Raw genomic sequence first — 19,988 nt, forward strand, 5'->3', positions numbered from 1 at the left:
TCGTGTCTTTCTCTTTTTTTTCTTTGTTCCCCCCCCCCCCCCCCCCCCCTCCCCTCCCCCCCCCCCCCCCCCCCCCCCCCCCCCCCCCCCCCCCCCCCGCCGGGGGTCGTGAACCGGTCAGGACGGTGAGGGACCGGGCCACGGATCCGCGGAAGGGGCGGACCGGGGGCCGGTTCCGTCTCCGCCCGCGCCGGTGGAGCGACGGGCCGGGTGGAGGGCCGGGGCAGTGGGCCGGGAGGGATGAGAAGCCGGGAGGGATGAGAAGGGAGGGGTGAGGAGGGAGGAATGGGACAGGGGTGGGGGGACGGAGGAGACGGAGTGCGAAGGCGGGCGGCGCGGGCCGGCGGATCGGTGGGGTCAGTGGATGATGCCGGTGCGCAGGGCCACCGCCACCATCCCGGCGCGGTCGCCCGTGCCGAGCTTGCGGGCGATGCGGGCGAGGTGGCTCTTGACGGTCAGGGCGGACAGGCCCATCGAGACGCCGATCGCCTTGTTCGACTGGCCCTCCGCCACCAGCCGCAGCACCTCGACCTCGCGTCCGGACAGTTCGCGGTAGCCGCCCGGGTGGCTCGGAGCACCCGGGGGGCGGCGGTGCAGGCGCGCGGCGGCGGCGCCGATGGGGGCGGCGCCGGGACGGGTGGGGAGCCCGAGGTTGGTGCGGGTGCCGGTGACGACGTAGCCCTTCACCCCGCCGGCGAGGGCGTTGCGCACGGCGCCGATGTCGTCGGCGGCGGACAGGGCGAGGCCGTTGGGCCAGCCCGCGGCGCGGGTCTCGGACAGGAGGGTGAGGCCGGAACCATCCGGCAGGTGGACTTCGGCGACGCAGATGTCTCGGGGGTTGCCGACGCGGGGACGAGCCTCCGCGACGGACGAGGCCTCGATGACATCGCGCACACCGAGCGCCCACAGGTGGCGGGTGACGGTGGAACGGACGCGGGGGTCGGCCACGACCACCATGGCGGTCGGCTTGTTCGGGCGGTAGGCGACCAGGCTTGAGGGCTGCTCGAGGAGAACGGACACCAGGCCTCCTGGGGTGCGGGACGGGGCCGGCTCGTGGGGGTGAAGCCGGGACTAACCGTGCTTTCAAGGTCACAGTCGTCTTCGGCAACAAACCTGGTGTCCTTTAGAGAATGATCACGATCTGGTGAGTAACAATCCGTGCAATTCGGACGCGCGATCGATCATTCGAAGATCGAACGGTTTCGCTCTGCGTCGCAACGCTTCCGAAAGTGGCCGTATCGACAAAGAGATCGGCAAGGAGGGCGGTGTCGGGACTGCCGGAGGCCCCGGCGGGGGAGGTCACCGCGGCTGCGGCCCCCTGCGCTGCGGCAGCGTCACCACGGAGGCGTCCCCCGGGGCGGCCGGCGGCAGCCCCGCGACCTGGGCCAGCAGGTCGCACCACGCGACCAGGTGGGTGGCCGTGTCCGGCACCCCGCCCCGGCCCTCCCGGGGCGTCCAGGACGCGCGGATCTCGATCTGCGAGGCGGCCGGCCGCGCCGACAGCCCGCCGAAGTAGTGGGAACTCGCACGGGTCACCGTGCCGCTCGGCTCGCCGTACGTCAGCCCCCGGGCCGTGAGCGCGCCGGTCAGCCAGGACCAGCACACGTCCGGCAGCAGCGGGTCCGCGGCCATCTCCGGCTCCAGCTCCGCCCGCACCAGGGTCACCAGACGGAAGGCGCCCCGCCAGGCGTCGTGCCCGGCCGGGTCGTGCAGCAGCACCAGCCGGCCGTCGGCCACGTCCTGCTCGCCGTCGACGACCGCCGCCTCCAGGGCGTACGCGTACGGCGCGAGCCGCTTGGGCGCGGGGGTCGGCTCCACCTCGATCTGCGGCCGCAGCCGCGCCCCGCGCAACGCGTCGACAGCGGCCCGGAAGGGCGGCGGGGGTGCGCCCCCGTGCCCGGGATCCGCCCCGGTCTCCTTCGGTTCGTCCATTCCGCCAGTGCCGTCCGACAGTCGTCCCTGAGCCGCAGCCATGCGGGGAAGATTAAGCGGAACGGGCGCCCGGCGCGGGGAGGGACACCCGTGCCGCCCCGCGGTGTCCGGATCGTGTCCCGCGGGGCGCCGCGCGCCGGGCGCCCCACGGGACGCGAGGCACCGGCGGACCAGGTGCGAAGGCGCCGGCGGGCCATGCGAGACTGGCCGGTGTGAGTGCCAACGCAATCCCGACGGCGGGTATGCAGCCGACCGCGACGTACGACAGTCCCTTCCTGAAGGCGTGCCGGCGCGAGCCGGTGCCGCACACCCCGGTGTGGTTCATGCGGCAGGCCGGGCGCTCACTGCCGGAGTACCGCAAGGTGCGCGAGGGCATCGGGATGCTCGAGTCCTGCATGCGCCCCGACCTGGTCACCGAGATCACGCTCCAGCCGGTGCGCCGCCACCGGGTCGACGCGGCGATCTACTTCAGCGACATCGTCGTCCCCCTCAAGGCCATCGGCATCGACCTCGACATCAAGCCCGGCATCGGCCCGGTCGTCGAGCAGCCGGTCCGCACCCGCGCCGACCTCGCCCGGCTGCGCGACCTCACCCCCGAGGACGTCTCCTACGTCACCGAGGCGATCGGCCAGCTCACGCGCGAACTCGGCGCCACGCCGCTGATCGGTTTCGCCGGCGCGCCGTTCACCCTGGCGAGCTACCTCATCGAGGGCGGCCCGTCCCGCACGTACGAGAACGCCAAGGCGATGATGTACGGCGACCCCGAGCTGTGGGCCGACCTGCTCGACCGCCTCGCGGACATCACCGCCGCCTTCCTGAAGGTCCAGATCGAGGCCGGCGCCTCGGCGGTCCAGCTCTTCGACTCCTGGGCCGGCGCGCTCGCCCCGGCCGACTACCGGCGCTCGGTGCTGCCCGCCTCGGCGAAGGTGTTCCGCGAGGTCGCCGGCTACGGCGTCCCGCGCATCCACTTCGGCGTCGGCACCGGCGAGCTCCTCGGCCCGATGGGCGAGGCCGGCGCGGACGTCGTGGGCGTCGACTGGCGCGTCCCGCTGGACGAGGCCGCCCGCCGCGTCGGCCCCGGCAAGGCGCTCCAGGGCAACCTCGACCCGACCGTGCTGTTCGCCGGCCGCGAGGCCGTCGAGGCCAAGGCCCGGGAGGTGCTGGAGGAGGCCGCCGGGCTGGAGGGCCACATCTTCAACCTCGGTCACGGAGTGATGCCGTCCACCGACGCGGACGCGCTGACCCGCCTCGTGGAGTACGTCCACACGCGGACCGCCCGCTGATCCACCACCGTCACCGGGGCCGTCCGCGGCCCCGGTGACGCCGGCCGGAGCCGGGTGCGCGCCGCCCGCGCGTCGGGTCCCGGGCGCGGGGTACTCATACGCTGCCCACCACGTTCGCTTCCGGGCACGGGCAGGTGGAGACCTCATGAGGCTCGAGATGTTCGACCCCGCTCCGATCGGCGTGATGTTCACCCAGGGGCCGGAGCACCGGCTCGCGTACACCAACGAGCTCTACCGGAGGACCTTCGGCGACCGCCCGCTGGGCCGGCCCGTCCGCGAGGCCTTTCCCGACCTCGAGCAGTCCGGCTACTTCGACATCTTCGACCGGGTCTTCGCCACCGGGAAGGCCGAAGTGCTCACCGCCGTGCCCGTCGGCGTGCTCTTCCCGGAACCGGGGGACGAGGAGCCCCGCTACTTCACGTTCAGCATCTCCCGCGCCACGATGACCGACGGCCGCCGGGGAGTGCTCGGCGTGATCCTGGAGGTCACCGGCCAGGTGAACGCCGCGCAGCGGATCCGCGTCCTGTCCGAGGAACGCCGCCGCGCGCTGCTGCGCTACCGCAGCCTGGTGAACGCCGCGTCCCAGATGGTGTGGGTGACGGGCCCCAAGGGCGGGGTGACCGAGCCGAGCCCCGGCTGGCAGCGGGTGACCGGGCAGAGCTGGGAGGAGTTCCGCGGCGACGGGTGGATCGACGCGGTCCACCCCGACGACCGCGCCGCCGCCCTCGAGGCGTGGGACCGCGCCCTGGACGAGGTGCGGCCGCTGTTCTCCCACACCTACCGGCTGCGGACGGCCACGGGCGGCTACCGTCACTTCGCCGTCAACGCGGCACCGGTCCGCGACGGGGACACGGTGATCGAGTGGGTGGGCATCTGCCGCGACATCGAACAGGAGTGGCAGGACACCCGCCGCGAGGAGCTGCTGGACCGCGCGACCGCCGTCACGGCCGACACGGCCCGGCCGGACGAGATGCTCGCCGCCCTCACCGGGGTGATCGTGCCCGCCCTCGCCGACAGCTGCACCATGTACCTCCTCCCGCAGGCGCTGCACCGCACCCCGGGGACCGCGCTGACCGTCGAACGCGTCGCCGCCGTCACCCGCGAGGACCACCCCGACCTGCCCCCGCACCGCGCGGAGCACCTGGGGCCCGGCAGCCCGCTCGCCCGCGCCGCCGACCGGCGCCGCCCGGTGCACGCCGCCTTCCCGCCCGGCTCGCCCCCGCCCGACCTCGCCCCGCCCGGCACCGAACCCTGGCTGGCCCCCGACGCCAACAGCGCCATCCTGCTCCCCGTCGTCGTCGACGGCATCACCGCCGCCCTGGTCGTCGTCTCCACCAGCGGCGACCGCCCGCCCCTGGGCCGGGCCGAGATCGACCTGCTGCAGACGCTCCTGGAACGGGTCCACACACCGATCGGCAACGCCCTGGAGTACCAGCGCACCCGGCAGGTGGCGCTGGCCCTCCAGCGCAGCCTGCTCACCGAGCCGCCGGACGTGCCCGGCCTCGGCATCGCCGTCCGCTACCGGCCCAGCGCCTCGGCCGCCGAGGTCGGCGGCGACTGGTACGACTCCTTCGTGCTGCGCGACGACGCCACCGTCCTCACCGTCGGGGACGTCGCCGGCCACGACCTGCCCGCCGCCGTCACCATGAGCCAGCTGCGCACCATGCTGCGCGGACTCGCCCTCGACCGCCAGGAACCCACCGGCGAGATCCTGCGCCGCCTGGACGTCTCCGCGCAGACCCTCCACGAGGAGTGCACCGCCACCTGCGTCCTGGCCCGGGTCGAACGCCCGGCGCCCGGCCGCCTCCAGCTCCACTACTCCGTCGCGGGGCACCCCCCGCCGCTGCTGGTCGAGGCGGACGGCACCGCGCGCTTCCTGACCGGCGGCCGCTCCCCGATGCTCGGGCTGGTCCCGCACCCCCACTACGACAGCGCCCTGGAACCGCTGCCTCCCGGCTCGACCCTGCTGCTGTACACCGACGGGCTGGTGGAGCGCCGGGAGGAGGACCTCGCCGTCGGCCTGGAGCGGCTGCGCCACCACGCGGCGGCCGCCGCCCGGCGCCCGCTGGAGGCCTTCTGCGACGAGCTGCTCGCCGACCTGGTGACCGTCCGCGACGACGACGACGTGGCCCTGCTGGCCCTGCGGCTGCCCGCGTCCCCGCCGGCGCCCGCGGCCACCGCGACGACGGGGCCCGCGGGAGACCGCGGGGGACCGGGCCGGTAGCGGACGCGCGTCCTACCAGCCCGGCCGTGCCCGCCTCCCGTAGAGCGCGCCGCCCGGTTCGGGCGGTGGGGGAGTGCTCGGCCTGAGGGGCCAGGCGATCAGCATGCCCGCCACGAAGCCGGCGACGTGCGCCAGGTAGGCCACGGTCCCGGCCTGCGAGACACCCCCGCCGGCCGAGTACACGGCCTGGAGCGCGAACCAGGAACCCAGCACGATCCAGGCCGGCAGCCGCAGCGGCAGGAAGATCAGGAACGGCACCAGCACCCAGACCCGGGCCTTCGGGTAGAGGACCAGATAGGCACCGAGGACACCGGCGATCGCCCCGGAGGCGCCGATCAGCGACTCGCTCGAACCGGAGTTCGCGAGAGCGAAGGCGTACGCGGCCGCGTAGCCGCAGACGACGTAGAACAGCAGGAACCGCATGTGTCCCATGCGGTCCTCGACGTTGTTGCCGAAGATCCACAGGAACAGCAGGTTCCCCAGCAGGTGCGGCCAGCCGCCGTGCAGGAACATCGAGGTCAGGACGCTCAGCTCGGGGACCTTCTCGTAACCCGGCGGCGCCACCACGCAGCCCGGCCCCCGCGGCCCCACCCCGGTCTCGCCCGTGGGCACCAGGCGGGGCATCCGATGGTGGACCAGTTCCTGCGGCACCGCCGCGTACCGGTCCAGGAACGCCTCGAGGCCGCACAGCTGCGCGAGCGTGCCCCCCTCGCCGGTCAGGGAGGCGGAGACCCCGGGGGTGAGGAACACGAAGACGGCGAAGTTGACGGCCACCAGCGCGTACGTCACCCAGGGAGTGCGCCGTACGGGGTTCACGTCATGCACGGGGATGACCACGTCCCCCAGGTGCCCGGACGGTGGCCGGTGAATCCGCGGCGGCGGTGAACACCGCCGCCCGGCCGTGCGTATCTCCCGTCAACCGCCCGCGGCGCGGGGCAAGGGGTCGCGGGGCCGACGTGAGGATCAGGCGATGGACGACCGAGTGACCCCCGCGATGCACGCGCTGCCCGACGGCGAGGCCGAGCTCACGCTCGTGGTGCGCCTGCCCTGGGACGACGTGGCCCGGCTGGGCCAGGAGGCGGGGAGGCTCGCCGCCCAGCGGCAGCGGCCGGTGACGCTGGACGAGGCGGTGAGCCACCGCCTGCGCTCGGCGCGGACCGCGGCGCACGCCAGGCCGGCGGGGGAGCAGCCGCCCCCGGTGCCCGCGAGCGCGTCCGCGCCGAGCGCCTCCGTACCGGGTCCCTCCGCGCCGAGCGCCTCCGTGTCCTCGCTGCCCTCGCGCCCTCCGGCCGAGCAGGCCCGCCAGGCCGTCGAACGGATCAACGGGACGGCATAGCCGGAGCCCCGGAGCCCGCTCCGGCTCCCCCGTCTCCGCTCACCCGGTGGCCCGGACCTTCCCCGCCGCCTTGCGGGCCGCCACCAGGACCGGGTCCCAGACCGGGGAGAAGGGCGGCGCGTAGCCCAGGTCCAGGGCCGTCATCTGTTCCACCGTCATCCCGGCCGTGAGGGCGACCGCGGCGATGTCGACCCGCTTGCCCGCGCCCTCGCGGCCGACGATCTGGACGCCGAGGAGCCGGCCGGTGCGCACTTCGGCGAGCATCTTCACCGTCATGGGGGAGGCGTCCGGGTAGTAGCCCGCGCGGCTGGTCGACTCGACGGTGACGGTCTCGAAGCGCAGGCCCACCCGGCGGGCGTCCTTCTCGCGCAGGCCGGTGCGCGCGATCTCCAGGTCGCACACCTTGCTGACCGCCGTGCCCACCACGCCGGGGAAGGTGGCGTAACCGCCGCCGACGTTGGCGCCGATGACCTGGCCGTGCTTGTTGGCGTGCGTGCCGAGCGGGATGTGCCGCTGCTGCCCGGAGACCAGGTCGAGCACCTCCACGCAGTCGCCGCCGGCCCACACGTTCTCCTGCCCGCGCACCCGCAGGGACCGGTCGGTGAGCAGTCCGCCGTGCTCGCCCAGGGGGAGTCCCGCCGCTCCCGCGAGGGCCGTCTCGGGCCGCACCCCGATGCCGAGGACGACGACGTCGGCGGGGTACTCGGCCGCCCCGGTGGCGACCGCCCGCACCCGGCCGTCGTCCCCCGTGAGCAGCGCGGTGACCTCCGTGTCGTTCACCATGGTGACGCCCAGGCCCTCCATGGCCTCGTGCACCAGCCGCCCCATGTCGGGGTCGAGGGTCGCCATCGGCTCCGCGGCGCGGTTGACGACCGTCACCTCGTAGCCGCGCTTGAGCATCGCCTCGGCCATCTCCACGCCGATGTAGCCCGCCCCGACCACCACCGCGCGCCGCCCGCGCGTGCGGGCCAGCGTGTCGAGCAGCGCCTGGCCGTCGTCCAGGGTCTGCACCCCGTGCACCCCGGGGGCGTCCATGCCGGGCAGGTCCGGACGGACCGGCCGCGCACCGGTCGCGATCACCAGCTTGTCGTACGACGTCCAGGACTCGGCGCCGGAGTCGACGTCCCGCGCGCGGACCCGCCCCCGGTCGAGGTCGAGCTCCGTCACCTCGGTGCGCAGCCGCAGGTCGATGTCGCGCGCGCGGTGCTCCTCGGGCGTCCGGGCGATCAACCGGTCCCGTCGGGGGACGTCGCCGCTCACCCAGTAGGGGATGCCGCACGCCGAGTAGGAGGTGAAGTGACCGCGCTCGAACGCCACGATCTCCAGCTCGTCCGGGCCCTTCAGCCGGCGGGCCTGTGACGCCGCGGACATCCCCGCGGCGTCGCCGCCGATCACGACCAGACGTTCCCTCGTGCCCCGTGCCTCGTTCATGCTCATGCCCACACGCTACGGGGCGCGCGTCGCCCGCCGGGCCACCAGAGCACGCCGTCCGGACCGGGCCGGCGCCGCGGGGGCCGGTGCGTGCGTCCGCCGCGCTGCCGCCGGCCGCCGACTCCCCCCGAGCTCTCGGCTTCGCCCGAGCAGGGGCCCCCCGCGTCGCCGCCCTCCCCCGCCCCGCGACCGGACGCACCGGACCCCGCTCGGGCCGGCCACGACGCACCGTCGGCCGCGGCCGGCCCGATCCGAACGAAGGACCCTAGCCCTCCCGGTTCTCCTCCGCTCCGCCGCGGGCCGGCGGGAACGCCGGCGGCGTTCCCGGCGCGCCCGCCGCGGGCGCCGGCTCCGGGCGGCGCGGCAGCCGGGGGCGCACGGCCTTCAGCCACAGCAGGACGAGCAGGGCGGTCACCACCGCGAACGGCAGCACCGCGCCGACGGCCACCGCCAGCCAGCGCAGCATCGTCACGAACGCGTCCCAGCCGCCCGCGAGCGCGTCCAGGAAGCCGGGGTCGTCGTCCTCCGCGGCCTTCCTCACCGGCGCCTCGGACAGGGACAGGGTGATGGTGGCCAGGCTCGTCCGGTCCTCCAGCGACTTCTGGCGGGCGAGCAGCGCCTCCAGGTCGGCCTGGCGGGTGCTCAGCTCCCGCTCCAGGGTCACCACGTCGCTGAGCCCGGTCGCCCGGTCCATCAGCTCGCGGATGCGGGCCACGCTGGCGCGCTGCGACGCGATCCGGCTCTCCACGTCGACCACCTGGTCGGTGACGTCCTGCGCCTTCGCCCTGCGTTCGAGGAGCCTGCCCGTGCCCTCCAGGTCGGCGAGGACCTCCTCGTACCGCTCGACGGGCACGCGCAGCACCAGGCGCGTGCGCTCGCGGCCCCCGCCGTCCCGGGTGGTGGTCTCGTCGCCGACGTGGCCGCCCGCGTCCTCCGCGGCGGCGCGGGCCGCGGCCAGGGCCCCGGGGACGTCCTTCACCCGCACGGTCAGCGAGGCGGTGCGGACGACGTGCTGGACGGCGGCCTCCGACGGCGCGCCCGCCCCGCCCGTGCCCGTCCCGTCCGCGCCGGGCGCGCCCTGCCTCGCGCCCTCCGGCGCCGCCTGCGCGTCCGCCGGGACCGCGGCCTTCTCGTCGGTCAGCGAGCGGCCGGAGGAGTCGTCCGCGCCGCTGCACCCGGTGACCGCGAGGGCCGCCGTCAGCAGGACCGCGGCCAGGACGCGGGCCGGTCGTACGGGTCGTCGTGTGCGCATCTGGGTTCTTCCCCCCGGGAGTCGTGACGACTGACGCTCCTACGACGCGGGAGGGGCGCGGGACGTTGACGCGGAACGGTCCCGATGCGGTCACGGTAGGGACTCGGCGGGGCCGTCCGGGGGCGGGCGCGGGGGCGGTCCGGTGGCCGGCCGGGGCCGGACGGCCCTGGTGGGACCGCCGGCGGCGTCTGAGAAGCTGGAGCCATGAGCGGATCACGTACGGGTGCCGGCCCGCGGGTCGTCGTCGTCGGAGGCGGCGTCGCCGGGCTGGCCGCCGCGCACCGGCTGCTGGGGCACGGGGCGCGGGTGACGGTGCTGGAGGCCTCGGACCGGGTCGGCGGCAAACTGCTGCCCGGCGAGATCGCGGGCGTGCGGGTGGACCTCGGCGCGGAGTCGATGCTGGCCCGCCGGCCCGAGGCGGTGGCCCTCGCCCGGGACGCGGGCCTCGCCGGCCGGCTCCGGCCGCCGGCCACCGCGACGGCCTCGCTGTGGACCCGCGGCGCCCTGCGCCCCATGCCCAAGGGCCACGTCATGGGCGTCCCCGGCACCGCCGCCGCCCTCGCCGGCGTGCTGTCCGACGAGGGGCTCGCCCGGATCGGGCGCGACGCCGACCTGCCGCGCACCGAGGTCGGCGACGACGTGGCGGTCGGGGAGTACGTGGCGGCCCGCCTGGGCCGCGAGGTCGTCGACCGCCTCGTGGAGCCCCTGCTGGGCGGGGTGTACGCGGGCGACGCGTACCGCATCTCGATGCGCTCGGCGGTCCCGCAGCTCTTCGAGGCCGCCCGCGCGCACACCTCCCTGACCGAGGGCGTCCGCGAGATCCAGGCGAGGTCCGCCGCCTCCCCGCAGGACGGCCCCGTGTTCATGGGCGTCGAGGGCGGAGTGGGCACCCTGCCGCTCGCGGTCGCCGAGTCGGTGCGGGCGCGCGGCGGGGACGTCCTCACCGGCACGCCGGTCACGGGGCTGCGGCGGACGCCGGAGGGCGGCTGGCGGGTCCTCACCGGGGACCGGAGCCTGTCCGCCGACGCGGTCGTCGTCGCCGTCCCCGCCCCGGCCGCCGCCCGCCTGCTGCGCGCCGAGGCCCCCCGGGCCGCCGCCGAACTGGCCGGGGTCGAGTACGCCTCCATGGCGCTGATCACCCTCGCCTACCGCCGCGCGGAGACCCGCCTCCCCGAGGGCAGCGGATTCCTGGTGCCGCCGGTCGACGGCCGCACGATCAAGGCGGCCACCTTCGCCTCGAACAAGTGGGGCTGGATCGCCGACCAGGACCCCGGCCTGGTCGTCCTGCGCACCTCCGTCGGCCGCCACGGCGAGACGGAGGTCCTCCGCCGCGACGACGCCGACCTGGTGGAGGTCTCCCGGCACGACCTGAAGGCGGCGACCGGCCTGGACGCCACCCCGGTCGCCACCCGCGTCACCCGCTGGGACGACGGCCTGCCCCAGTACCCCGTCGGCCACCACGCGCGCGTGGCCCGCGTCCGCGAGCACCTCGCGGACCTCACGGGACTGGCCGTGTGCGGCGCGGCCTACGACGGCGTCGGCATCCCCGCGTGCGTCGCGAGCGCGTACGCCGCCGCCGACCGGATCCACGGTGACCTGCGCGACGTGCGGCAGCTCACCGCCGACCCGGTGCAAAGCCCCCACGCAGGAACAGGAGAATGAGGGACATGAGCGACGACGCCACCACCCCCGCCCCCGAACGGATCCCGAACAAGGGCAAGCTGGCCAGGGACCTCAACGAGGTCATCCGCTACACCCTGTGGTCCGTCTTCAAGCTGAAGGACGTGCTGCCCGAGGACCGCGCCGGCTACGCCGACGAGGTCCAGGAGCTGTTCGACCAGCTCGCCGCCAAGGACGTCACGATCCGCGGCACCTACGACCTGTCGGGCCTGCGCGCCGACGCCGACCTGATGATCTGGTGGCACGCCGAGACCAGCGACCGGCTGCAGGAGGCGTACAGCCTCTTCCGCCGCACCCGGCTGGGCCGCGCCCTCGTCCCGGTCTGGTCGAACATGGCGCTGCACCGCCCCGCCGAGTTCAACCGCTCGCACATCCCGGCGTTCCTCGCCGACGAGACGCCCCGCGACTACGTGAGCGTCTACCCCTTCGTGCGCTCCTACGACTGGTACCTGCTGCCCGAGGAGGACCGCCGCCGCATGCTCGCCGACCACGGCAAGATGGCCCGCGGCTACCCGGACGTGCGCGCCAACACGGTCGCCTCCTTCTCCCTCGGCGACTACGAGTGGATCCTCGCCTTCGAGGCCGACGAACTGCACCGCATCGTCGACCTCATGCGCCACCTGCGCGGCTCCGAGGCCCGGATGCACGTCCGCGAGGAGGTGCCGTTCTTCACCGGCCGCCGCAAGGACGTCGCGGAACTGGTCGCGGACCTGGCCTGATCCGCCCGGGCGGCCGGGCGGCCGGGCGGCGGACGACGCCGTCCGGTCAGGCGGCCGGCCGTTCGGCGGGCCGGGCGGCGGGCGGCTTCCGGGCCGGTCCGTCCGCCGCCCGCGGCCTCGGTTCCGGGCGCGGCGCGCAGGACGCGTGCCGCCCCGGCACCCGCCCCTCGAGCAGGTACGCCTCCAGGTGCCCGTTCACGCAGGCGTTCGGCCCGCCCGCGATCCCGTGGGAGCCGGCGTCCCGCTCGGTCACCAGCACCGACCCCGCCAGCCGGCGGCGCAGTTCCCGGGCGCCGTCGTACGGGGTGGCCGCGTCCCGCTCGGCCGCCAGGATCAGCGTCGGCGGCAGCGCACCGCGCCCGGCGCGCACGTCCAGCGGCTGCTGCCGGGGCGCCCGCCAGTAGGCGCAGGGCAGATTGGTCCACACGTTGCCCCAGGTCTCGAAGGGCGCCCGGCGCGCGAGCCGGGTGTTGTCCCGGTCCCACACCGCCCAGTCCGTCGGCCAGGGCGCGTCGTTGCACTCCACGGCGAGGTAGACGGCCCGCGCGTTCTCCTTCTCCGCCGCCGTCCCCGGATGCGCCCGGGCCTGCTCGACCAGCGGTCCCGGGTCGCCCCTCAGGTACGCCGACAGGGCGTGCGCGCGGTGCGGCCAGTAGTCGTCGTAGTACCCGGCCTGCAGGAGCGCCTCCTGCAACTGCCCCGGCCCGACCTTCCCGCCGGCCGGCTCCTTCGCCAGCCGCGCCCGCGCCCTCTCGTAGCCGCGCTGCACCTCGCGCGGCGTGGCGCCCAGCCCGTACACGTCGTCGTGCCGGGCGGCCCACGCCCGGAAGTCCGCCCAGCGCCTCTCGAACGCGGCCGACTGGCCGAGGTTGTTGCGGTACCAGATCCGCTCCGGGGCCGGGTTCACCGCCGAGTCGAACACCATCCGCCGCACGCGGGAGGGGAACATCGTGGCGTACAGCGCCCCGAGGTACGTGCCGTAGGACGCGCCCAGGTAGGTCAGCCGGTCCTCGCCGAGCGCGGCCCGCAGGACCTCCAGGTCGCGGGCGTTGTCGAGCGAGGTGTAGTGCCGCAGCGCGTCGCCGGCCCGCTCGGCGCAGCCGCGCGCGTGCGCCCGGGCCCGCGCGACGTGCTCCCGCTTGTCCGCCTCCGAGGGGTGGACCGGTGCCTTCGTCGGCCCCGCGGCGAACTCCTCCGGGTCCGTGCAGGACAGCGGCGCGGAACGGCCCACCCCGCGCGGGGCGTAGCCGACGAGGTCGTAGGCCGCGGCGACGCGCCTCCACTCGGGGAGCGCGCCCAGGAGCGGGAAGCGCATGCCGCTCGCGCCCGGTCCGCCCGGGTTGTGGACCAGGGCGCCCTGCCGGGGCACCGCCCGCCCGCCGCCGGCGGGGTCCTCGCCCGTCGCCCGGACCCGGCTGACGGTGAGGCGGATCCGCTTGCCGTCCGGCCGGGCGTAGTCGAGCGGAACGCCGACCGTGCCGCACCGGACGGTGCCCGGCAGGTCCTCCGCGTCGGGGCACGCGCCGAACGCGATCCCCTCGCGCGCGGCGCGCGCGGCGGCCACCGCGGTGCCGCGCAGTTCGGCCGCGCCGGGGGCGGCCGGGGCGGCCCGGGGAGCGCCGCCGGCCGGAGCGGCGGCCAGGGTGGTGAGCAGCAGGGACCCGGCGGCCACGTGGACGGCTGCGGTTCTCATCGCGTATCCCTTCGGTGCACGGCGGCGACGGAAGGGATGCTTCGGTGGACGGTCGAGCAGGGCAAGCACCGCGCGCGGGTGTCGCCGTCGGTACTCCCGTGCGCCCCCGCCGCCGGCCGTGCCGGAGCGCTCGCCGGCCGCCGCGCGGACGGCGGCCGGGCACAGCCGGGCGCACGCCGCGCCGGCGACGGCCCAGGCCGTCAGCAGGAGGAGGACCCGGCACACGGACCGTTGGCGGAGGACGCGGTCGCGAAGGCACCATGCCCCGTTCACCGTCCGGGACGGAGCGCGATCCCCGTGCGACGTCCGGCCGGGATGTCCGGGACGCGGGGCCGCGGCGGCTCACCGCCGCAGCAGCACCCGCCGCGTCGCCCGGGCCAGCCGCACCGCCGGCCGCCGCGACCGGGGCGCGGGCCCCGACCGCTCCAGCCACCACTCCCGCAGCTCACGCCGTGCCCGCGCCTCCCCGGGCCGCCCGGTCCGCAGCAGGTGCTCGGCGAAGTCCAGCGCGTCCCGGCGGTGGCCCCCGCTCATCGGCCGCGTCTGCGCGTACGCGAGGAAGGCGGCCCGGTACCCCGCACCGAGGATCACCGGCAGCTCGGGCGCGACCCTGGCGACGACGCCCGCCCGCTTCGCGGCGAGCGCCCGCGCCTGCACCCCCATCCGCACCCGGTCGAACCCCTCGGGCACGGGGGTCCCGGCGACCAGCGCGGACAGCAGCGCGGTCTGCGCGAGGGCCAGCCGCTGCCGGGCCGGCCCCGGGGAGTCCCGCTCCGGCCCGGGGCGGGCGGCAGGAGCGTCCGCGGCCTCCGCCGCCGCCCCGGCACGCCCCCTCGCGTCCTTCCCCGCCGCGCCCCTCTCCCGCGCCCCCCTCTCCAGCGCCTCCCGGACGGCCCTCAACTCGCCCTCCAGCTCGGCCGGTTCCGGGAAGTTCTCGTCCCGCTCCAGCAGCACGCCGGGAGGGGAGACCCGGGAGGCGAGGTCGGTGAGGAGGTCGAGGACGGGCCGGGGGACGGGGTGGGCGTGGCTGTCGTGCCACACGCCGTCCCGCTCGACGCCGCCGGCGACGTGGACGTACGCGAGGGCCTCCAGGGGCAGTCCGGCGAGCGCCTCGGCCGGGTCCTCGCCCCGGTTGACGTGGTTGGTGTGCAGATTGGCCACGTCGACGAGCAGCCGCACCCCGGTGCGGTCGGCCAGCTCGTACAGGAACTGGCCCTCGGTCATCTCCTCGCCGGGCCAGGAGACCAGCGCGGCGATGTTCTCCACGGCGAGCGGCACGGGCAGCGCGTCCTGGGCGATGCGGACGTTCTCGCACAGCACGTCGAGGGCGTCGCGGGTGCGCGGCACGGGCAGCAGGTGCCCGGCCTCGAGCCGCGGCGAGGCGGTCAGCGCCCCGCCCGCCCGGACGAATGCGATGTGCTCGGTGACCAGGGGCGCGCCGAGGGCGGTGACCCGCTCGGCGAGGGCGGCCAGCCGCGCCTCGTCGGGCCGCTCGGCCCCGCCCAGCCCCAGCGAGACCCCGTGCGGCACGACGGTCACCCCGCGCCCGCGCAGCCGCAGCAGCGACTCGGGCAGGTGCCCGGGGCAGACGTTCTCGGCGACGACCTCCACCCAGTCGATGCCCGGCATGTCCTCCACGGCCTCGGCGATCTCCGGCCGCCAGCCGATCCCCGTCCCCAGCCGTACCATCGTCCCCTCCTCCACCCGGCTCACCCGGCCCCCGCCGGACGTCCCTTCCGGACGTGACGGGGGTATGGCCCCGCGGCCCGCTCCCGAACCCCGCGGCGGGCACCTTCAGAGCAACATCTGAGCTTCGGGCGGACCACCCGCCCGGTGCCGGCGGGAACGCGGGGCCGCGACCGGGAACAGGTGGACAGCCCGGGCCGCGGGTGGTCCACTTCTCGTGCCGCGGGACCGTCCCGGCGGAGACGAGGAGGATCGATGCGGCTGCGCGACGTCTCACCGGACGACGTCGAGGCCTACGTCCGGATGCGGTGCGATCCCGTCATGATGGCCGGTCTCGGCGGGCCCCTGCCGGTGGAGGGGATGGCGGACCAGGTCCGGCGGGACGCCCGGCGGGCGGCGGCCGGCCTCGGATGGTTCAAGATGATCGTCCCCGACGGGGCCGGCCCCGACGTGGTGGCCGGGACGGTGACCCTCCGCTCCCGCGACACCGACGAGGGGCCGATCTCCGAGATGGGCTGGATGGTCCTGCCCGAGTTCCAGGGGCGGGGACTGGGCAAGCGCGCCGTCCGCGCCCTCCTGGAGCAGGCCCGGGACCAGGACCGCTGGGGACTCGTCCACGCCTTCCCGGCCACGGGCAACGCGGCGTCGAACGGCATCTGCCGGTCCGTCGGCTTCCGCTTCCTGGCGGAGGTCGACGTGACCTTCGCGGGCCGGGTCCTCAGGAGCAACCACTGGGTCGTGGATCCGGGAACGGACCTGGTCCGACGGCGGCGGACCGCGGGCCGGTCCGGGTCAGCGCACCGTGAAGGACGGTGACGTGCCGGTGATCGGGGTGACGGTGCCCGTGAGGGCGCGGGCGTCGCCGTGGTAGACGACGCGGTAGGTGCCCGGGGCGGCGCCCTCGGGGACGTCCCAGGTGAGGGTGACCTGGGAGGCGGCGATCCCGTCGCGCTTCCAGTGGAAGCGGGTCGACCAGTCGCCGTCGTCGGCCACCGTGCGCCAGGCCCCGCCGGGCTCCCGGCGCTGGACGGTCAGGTACGTGCCCCCGCGGTGCAGGTCGTTGCCCGGGTGGGCGCCCGCGAAGACGACCTCGACGCGTTCGCCGGCCCGGTAGTTCTCCCGCGGCCCCACCAGCACGTCCCCGAACCTCCGGAAGAGCGGCGGCGCGTCCAGCACGACACCGGGCTGGAGGGAGAGCGCCTTGCCGGACAGGTCGGGCGCCCCGGGGCCGGCCGGCAGCTCCGTGCCGTCGCGCAGCGCGGTGGCCAGTGCGGCCGCGGTCTGCTGGAGCGCCGGGAGCTGCCAGCGGCCGAAGAGCGTGCTCCCGCCCTCGTACTGCTGCGCGTCGTACTCCTCGGGGGTGGTCAGGTAGTGGAAGTACGCGTTGGCGTACCCGGCGACCAGCACGTCGTCGAGGTCCGCGCCCACGATCCCGGCGACCGTGCGCCGCAGCCGCAGGCCCGCGCAGACGGTGACCTCGCCCGGGATGCCGATGAGGTGGAGCCGGCCGATGCGGACCAGCATCACGGGCACCCGCTCCTGTACCCACGGGTAGGCGCGGTTGACCTCCCCGACGGGCACGAAGACGTCCTTCGGCGCCTGAGCCTGCTTCAACTCCGGTGACACCGTGTAGACCAGGGAACCGGAGACGGCGTCCCAGAAGGGGTTCTCCCCCTCCTCGAAACCGGGGAAGGCCGGTCCGTCCTCCATGCTGCCCGCCGCCATGGAGGCACCGATGCACGGCTTGGAGGTCCGGTGGGTGCGGCCGTCACCGGTGAACTCGGGACGCACCGTGACGTCGGAGAGGTCGACCCAGACCAGCCGGGAGTCGACCGGGCCGGACAGCCGGACGCCGGGCTCCTCCAGCTGGGCCGCCGCGGCCTCGTACTGCCGCAGCCCGTTGAGGCGGGTCCGCTCGAAGTCCTCCGGCGTGGTGGGCGGCCTCAGGTCCAGGTTGGGCGACATGTCGCCGCTGTTGGTCTGGGCGAACGCGGAGACGAACGCCGGGGAACCGTCGGACAGGTAGTCGACGCCGTGGACCTCGCGCTCCCAGTGGTAGGCCGCGTACCCCTTGTTGTCCGCGCTGATCAGGCGGTTGTCCCCGGACATGCTGGTGCTGTGCACCGGGAACCAGTTGACGGCGCCCACCGTCCGCCCGGCCCGCTCCACCCGGAGCAGGGTGGTGAGCGGGTCGACGGCGTCCGGGAAGTGGTCGCGGTCCGCCTTCGGGTTGCGTTCGAAGGCGGACCGGGAGCGGTTGACGCTGGCCCCGGTCAACGTGCCGTGGCTGAGCACCAGTTCCGACGGTGCCAGGTCGTCGTGGGCCCGCTGCGCGGCCTCGAACAGGCCGTCCGCGACCGCCTCGAAGGTCTTGCGGTGGAAGCCGAACGTGGTCGTGTTGTACAGCAGGTGGTGGGAGTAGCCGCCGGGGCCGGCGTGGGTGTGGGTGGCGGTGATCAGCACGTTCTGCTCGGTGTAGAGGCCGCCGTACGCGTCGGCGAGCCGTCTCAGCACCGCCTGGTGCACGCTCGAGAAGATCATCGGCGAGTCGGCGACGATCAGCATGACCCGCCGGCCGCTCGCCTCGTCGACCACGGCGAACGCCCGCGCCCGCAACCGGGTGTGCAGCCCGGCGGCCTGCTGGTCGAACCGGCCGTAGCCCATCATCCCGACCTCGGCCACCTCGCCGGTGGCGTCGGCGACGCCCCGGCCGACGAGGTAGCCGGTGCCGCCCGCGGGGGCGGCGGCGGCCCGGCTCCCGGCCACGGCCGCGCCCGCCAGCCCGAGACCGGTGAGGGCTCCCGCCCGTAGGACCGTACGCCTGCTGCGCAGGGGGTGTTCCGCGGTCATCTGCTGCTCCTCCGGCTCGGCGGTCCGACGGCACAGGGGCGGAGCGCGTGCGTACGGGCCGGCGGGACCGCCGCCTCCGCCCGGGGGCCTGACGGAGTGTGACGGAACCTCGCGCGCGAGGACGCACACGCGAACATGAACACCGTTCATGTTCTGCGTCACATGGGTACACCGCGCGCCGCGGCCGTCGCAAGGGTCCGGCCGCAACGCCCGCGGCGGGCGCCGCGGCCGGACCCGGGGCCGAGGCCCTCCGCGCGACCGGTGGCGCGCCGGCCGCCCCCCTCGCGCGGCCGGCGTCCCGTGATCACGCCAGGGCGAAGCAGCGCAGCCACACATAGGCGGCCGCCACCGTGGCGGTGACCGCGGTGACGACCAGTCCGTAGCGGCTGAACTGCCAGAACGAGATGTGGTGCCCGGAGCGCTCGGCGATGCCGATGACGACGACGTTGGCCGAGGAGGCGATGATCGTGGCGTTTCCACCGAGGTCAGCACCGAGCGCGAAGGCCCACCACAGCATCCCCGCCTCCTCGGTGCCGCCGGCCGAGGCCACGATCTCGGAGACGATCGGGCTCACCGACGCCACGAAGGGGATGTTGTCGATGATCGCCGAGGGCACCGAGGAGGGCCCGGGGGCCGGGGCGGGGCCGAGGTCGTCGCGGCCCGGGCCGTGCCGAGCCGGTCCCCCTCGCTCCGGGCCCGGCGCGCCCTCGTCGGAGCGGCGCGCGGCCCGGCGTCCCCCGAGCCGGCGCGGCGGTCCCACGACGGCGGACACCGGGGCGGCCGGGTCGTCCGCGGCCCGCTCACGGTGTCCGGGGCGTCACCGCCCGGCCGGTGCGGGGCGCGGATCGACGAAGCTGTAGCAGGGCAGGGGTCCCGTCACGCTGAGCGCCAGACGGTCCCCGCAGATACGTGCCCGCTCGGCCGCTGTCCGCCGGAAGCGCTGTTCGTCGGCGGAGCGCAGCAGGAACGACGTGCTCAGCACGTACTCGTCGTCGGTCGGGCCGTACGCCGTGCGCACGGCGAGCGGGGCCAGGTGGGCGAGCACGTCCCGCGCCGCGCGCCGCGCCTCGCGGCGGACGGCTCGGGCGAGTGCCTCGTCGAGCCGGACGTTGGCCTCGTGGTCCGGTCGGCGCCGCGTCCGGCGGGCCAGCTCCCGCAGGTTCTCGTCCCGGCGCACCAGGGCGGCGAGGTAGTCGGGGACGACCGCCCCCCTGACGCTGAGTTCGACGCATCCCCGGACGCCTTCGAGCTGCTTCGCCAGATGGGCGGCGTCGGAGCGCAGCTGGGAGAGCAGGACGCCCGGCTCGGGGCTGAGGACCGCGAACCGCATGGGCAGCAAGGGCCCCTGTGCGGCCAGCTCGTCCAGTATCGCCCGATGGGCCAGCAGGTCACGGTGCCGGGGCCACAGCCGCGCGGGTGCGTCCGAGACCGCCGCGCACAGGCCGGACTCGGTCAGCAGCCGCACCGGGACGCCGTCCACCCCGGGGCGGCGGGGGGCACGGATGCCGGCGGGGGCTATGCCGTAGACGTACAGGGCGCCCACGGCGGTGGTGGTGGCGGGCACGGTCACTCCTCCTCTTCCTGCGTCTCCGTGCGCCGGCGAGGGCGTGCGGGCTTCGGCCCCGACGCCCGCGCGGGGTGGCCCGGGACGCCGTGCCGTGCCGTCGCTCGCCGTGTGCTGTCACGCTGCTCACTCTGGCCCCGGCCCCGGGCCCGCGCATGCGCGGTTACCCCATCCGGGCCGGGGGAACGGGTGCCACCGCGGCGCGCCTCCCGCCGGAGCCGGCCGTCCGGTGCTACGGCCTTTTGGTCGGGTTGGGGGGGAGGACGCGAGAACGGGCCGAGAAGGGAGGAAGGGGCTGGCTCGGCGCGGAGCGGGCTGTTGGCACCACGGCAGAGACG

15 protein-coding genes and 1 pseudogene are annotated in these 19,988 nt (G+C 75.8%); 6 read left to right on the forward strand and 10 right to left on the reverse strand.

All coding sequences use genetic code 11. From position 1 onward, the window contains the following. Positions 1-357: 357 nt before the first annotated feature. The gene (locus ACZ56B_RS16855; protein WP_159536326.1) at positions 358-1,020 is read right to left on the reverse strand and encodes a helix-turn-helix transcriptional regulator; all 663 of its coding nucleotides are present in this window, start codon (positions 1,018-1,020) and stop codon (positions 358-360) included. 279 nt (positions 1,021-1,299) lie between these two features. After that, entirely contained in the window at positions 1,300-1,974 is a 675-nt protein-coding gene (locus ACZ56B_RS16860; protein WP_468790542.1) for a DUF3000 domain-containing protein, read from the reverse strand. Positions 1,975-2,174: 200 nt separating this feature from the next. Here ACZ56B_RS16860 and hemE point away from each other — a divergent pair, with 200 nt between their 5' ends. Then, positions 2,175-3,215 (forward strand): uroporphyrinogen decarboxylase, encoded by a 1,041-nt coding sequence (hemE, locus tag ACZ56B_RS16865; RefSeq protein ID WP_468790624.1) that lies wholly within the window; start codon positions 2,175-2,177, stop codon positions 3,213-3,215. A 145-nt stretch (positions 3,216-3,360) separates the two neighbouring features. Then, entirely contained in the window at positions 3,361-5,439 is a 2,079-nt protein-coding gene (locus tag ACZ56B_RS16870) for a SpoIIE family protein phosphatase (RefSeq protein ID WP_468790543.1), read from the forward strand. Between the two features lie 12 nt (positions 5,440-5,451). Here the strand turns inward: ACZ56B_RS16870 and ACZ56B_RS16875 are convergent, their stop codons facing one another. Beyond that, positions 5,452-6,276 carry a rhomboid family intramembrane serine protease gene (locus ACZ56B_RS16875; RefSeq protein WP_468790544.1) on the reverse strand — a complete coding sequence of 275 codons (825 nt, stop codon included), beginning with the start codon at positions 6,274-6,276 and terminating at the stop codon, positions 5,452-5,454. A 133-nt stretch (positions 6,277-6,409) separates the two neighbouring features. Between ACZ56B_RS16875 and ACZ56B_RS16880 the strand changes: the two genes are divergently transcribed. Beyond that, entirely contained in the window at positions 6,410-6,775 is a 366-nt protein-coding gene (locus tag ACZ56B_RS16880) for a hypothetical protein (protein WP_468790545.1), read from the forward strand. A 39-nt stretch (positions 6,776-6,814) separates the two neighbouring features. Here ACZ56B_RS16880 and ACZ56B_RS16885 read toward each other — a convergent pair whose 3' ends face one another. Continuing rightward, positions 6,815-8,206, reverse strand: a complete 1,392-nt coding sequence (locus ACZ56B_RS16885) for an FAD-dependent oxidoreductase (RefSeq protein WP_468790626.1) — start codon at positions 8,204-8,206, stop codon at positions 6,815-6,817. A gap of 265 nt (positions 8,207-8,471) precedes the next feature. Then, complete coding sequence (locus ACZ56B_RS16890) at positions 8,472-9,458, reverse strand: DUF4349 domain-containing protein (protein WP_468790546.1); 987 nt, start codon at positions 9,456-9,458, stop codon at positions 8,472-8,474. Positions 9,459-9,662: 204 nt separating this feature from the next. On the opposite strand from ACZ56B_RS16890, the gene hemG reads away from it, so the two are divergent. Beyond that, entirely contained in the window at positions 9,663-11,120 is a 1,458-nt protein-coding gene (hemG, locus tag ACZ56B_RS16895; protein WP_468790547.1) for a protoporphyrinogen oxidase, read from the forward strand. A 5-nt stretch (positions 11,121-11,125) separates the two neighbouring features. After that, positions 11,126-11,857: a hydrogen peroxide-dependent heme synthase gene (gene hemQ / locus ACZ56B_RS16900; RefSeq protein ID WP_468790548.1), complete on the forward strand. Its 732-nt coding sequence runs from the start codon at positions 11,126-11,128 to the stop codon at positions 11,855-11,857. A 46-nt stretch (positions 11,858-11,903) separates the two neighbouring features. Here the strand turns inward: hemQ and ACZ56B_RS16905 are convergent, their stop codons facing one another. Further along, a complete protein-coding gene (locus ACZ56B_RS16905; protein WP_468790549.1) occupies positions 11,904-13,550 on the reverse strand; it encodes an alpha/beta hydrolase in 1,647 nt (548 codons plus the stop codon). 342 nt (positions 13,551-13,892) lie between these two features. Continuing rightward, a complete protein-coding gene (locus ACZ56B_RS16910; RefSeq protein WP_468790550.1) occupies positions 13,893-15,239 on the reverse strand; it encodes an MbnB/TglH/ChrH family RiPP precursor modification enzyme in 1,347 nt (448 codons plus the stop codon). A gap of 252 nt (positions 15,240-15,491) precedes the next feature. Between ACZ56B_RS16910 and ACZ56B_RS16915 the strand changes: the two genes are divergently transcribed. Then, positions 15,492-16,052 carry a GNAT family N-acetyltransferase gene (locus ACZ56B_RS16915; protein ID WP_468790551.1) on the forward strand — a complete coding sequence of 187 codons (561 nt, stop codon included), beginning with the start codon at positions 15,492-15,494 and terminating at the stop codon, positions 16,050-16,052. Here ACZ56B_RS16915 and ACZ56B_RS16920 read toward each other — a convergent pair. The 3 genes and pseudogenes from ACZ56B_RS16920 to ACZ56B_RS16930 form a co-directional block, all read right to left on the reverse strand. Further along, entirely contained in the window at positions 16,029-18,086 is a 2,058-nt protein-coding gene (locus tag ACZ56B_RS16920) for a neutral/alkaline ceramidase (protein WP_468790552.1), read from the reverse strand. The genes ACZ56B_RS16915 and ACZ56B_RS16920 overlap by 24 nt on opposite strands. 304 nt (positions 18,087-18,390) lie before the next feature. Next, positions 18,391-18,708: pseudogene (locus ACZ56B_RS16925) on the reverse strand (hypothetical protein); the annotation flags it as partial. A gap of 195 nt (positions 18,709-18,903) precedes the next feature. Then, the gene (locus ACZ56B_RS16930) at positions 18,904-19,650 is read right to left on the reverse strand and encodes a GvpL/GvpF family gas vesicle protein (RefSeq protein WP_468790553.1); all 747 of its coding nucleotides are present in this window, start codon (positions 19,648-19,650) and stop codon (positions 18,904-18,906) included. Positions 19,651-19,988 lie beyond the last annotated feature (338 nt).

Source organism: Streptomyces sp. NPDC034670 (assembly GCF_055574875.1).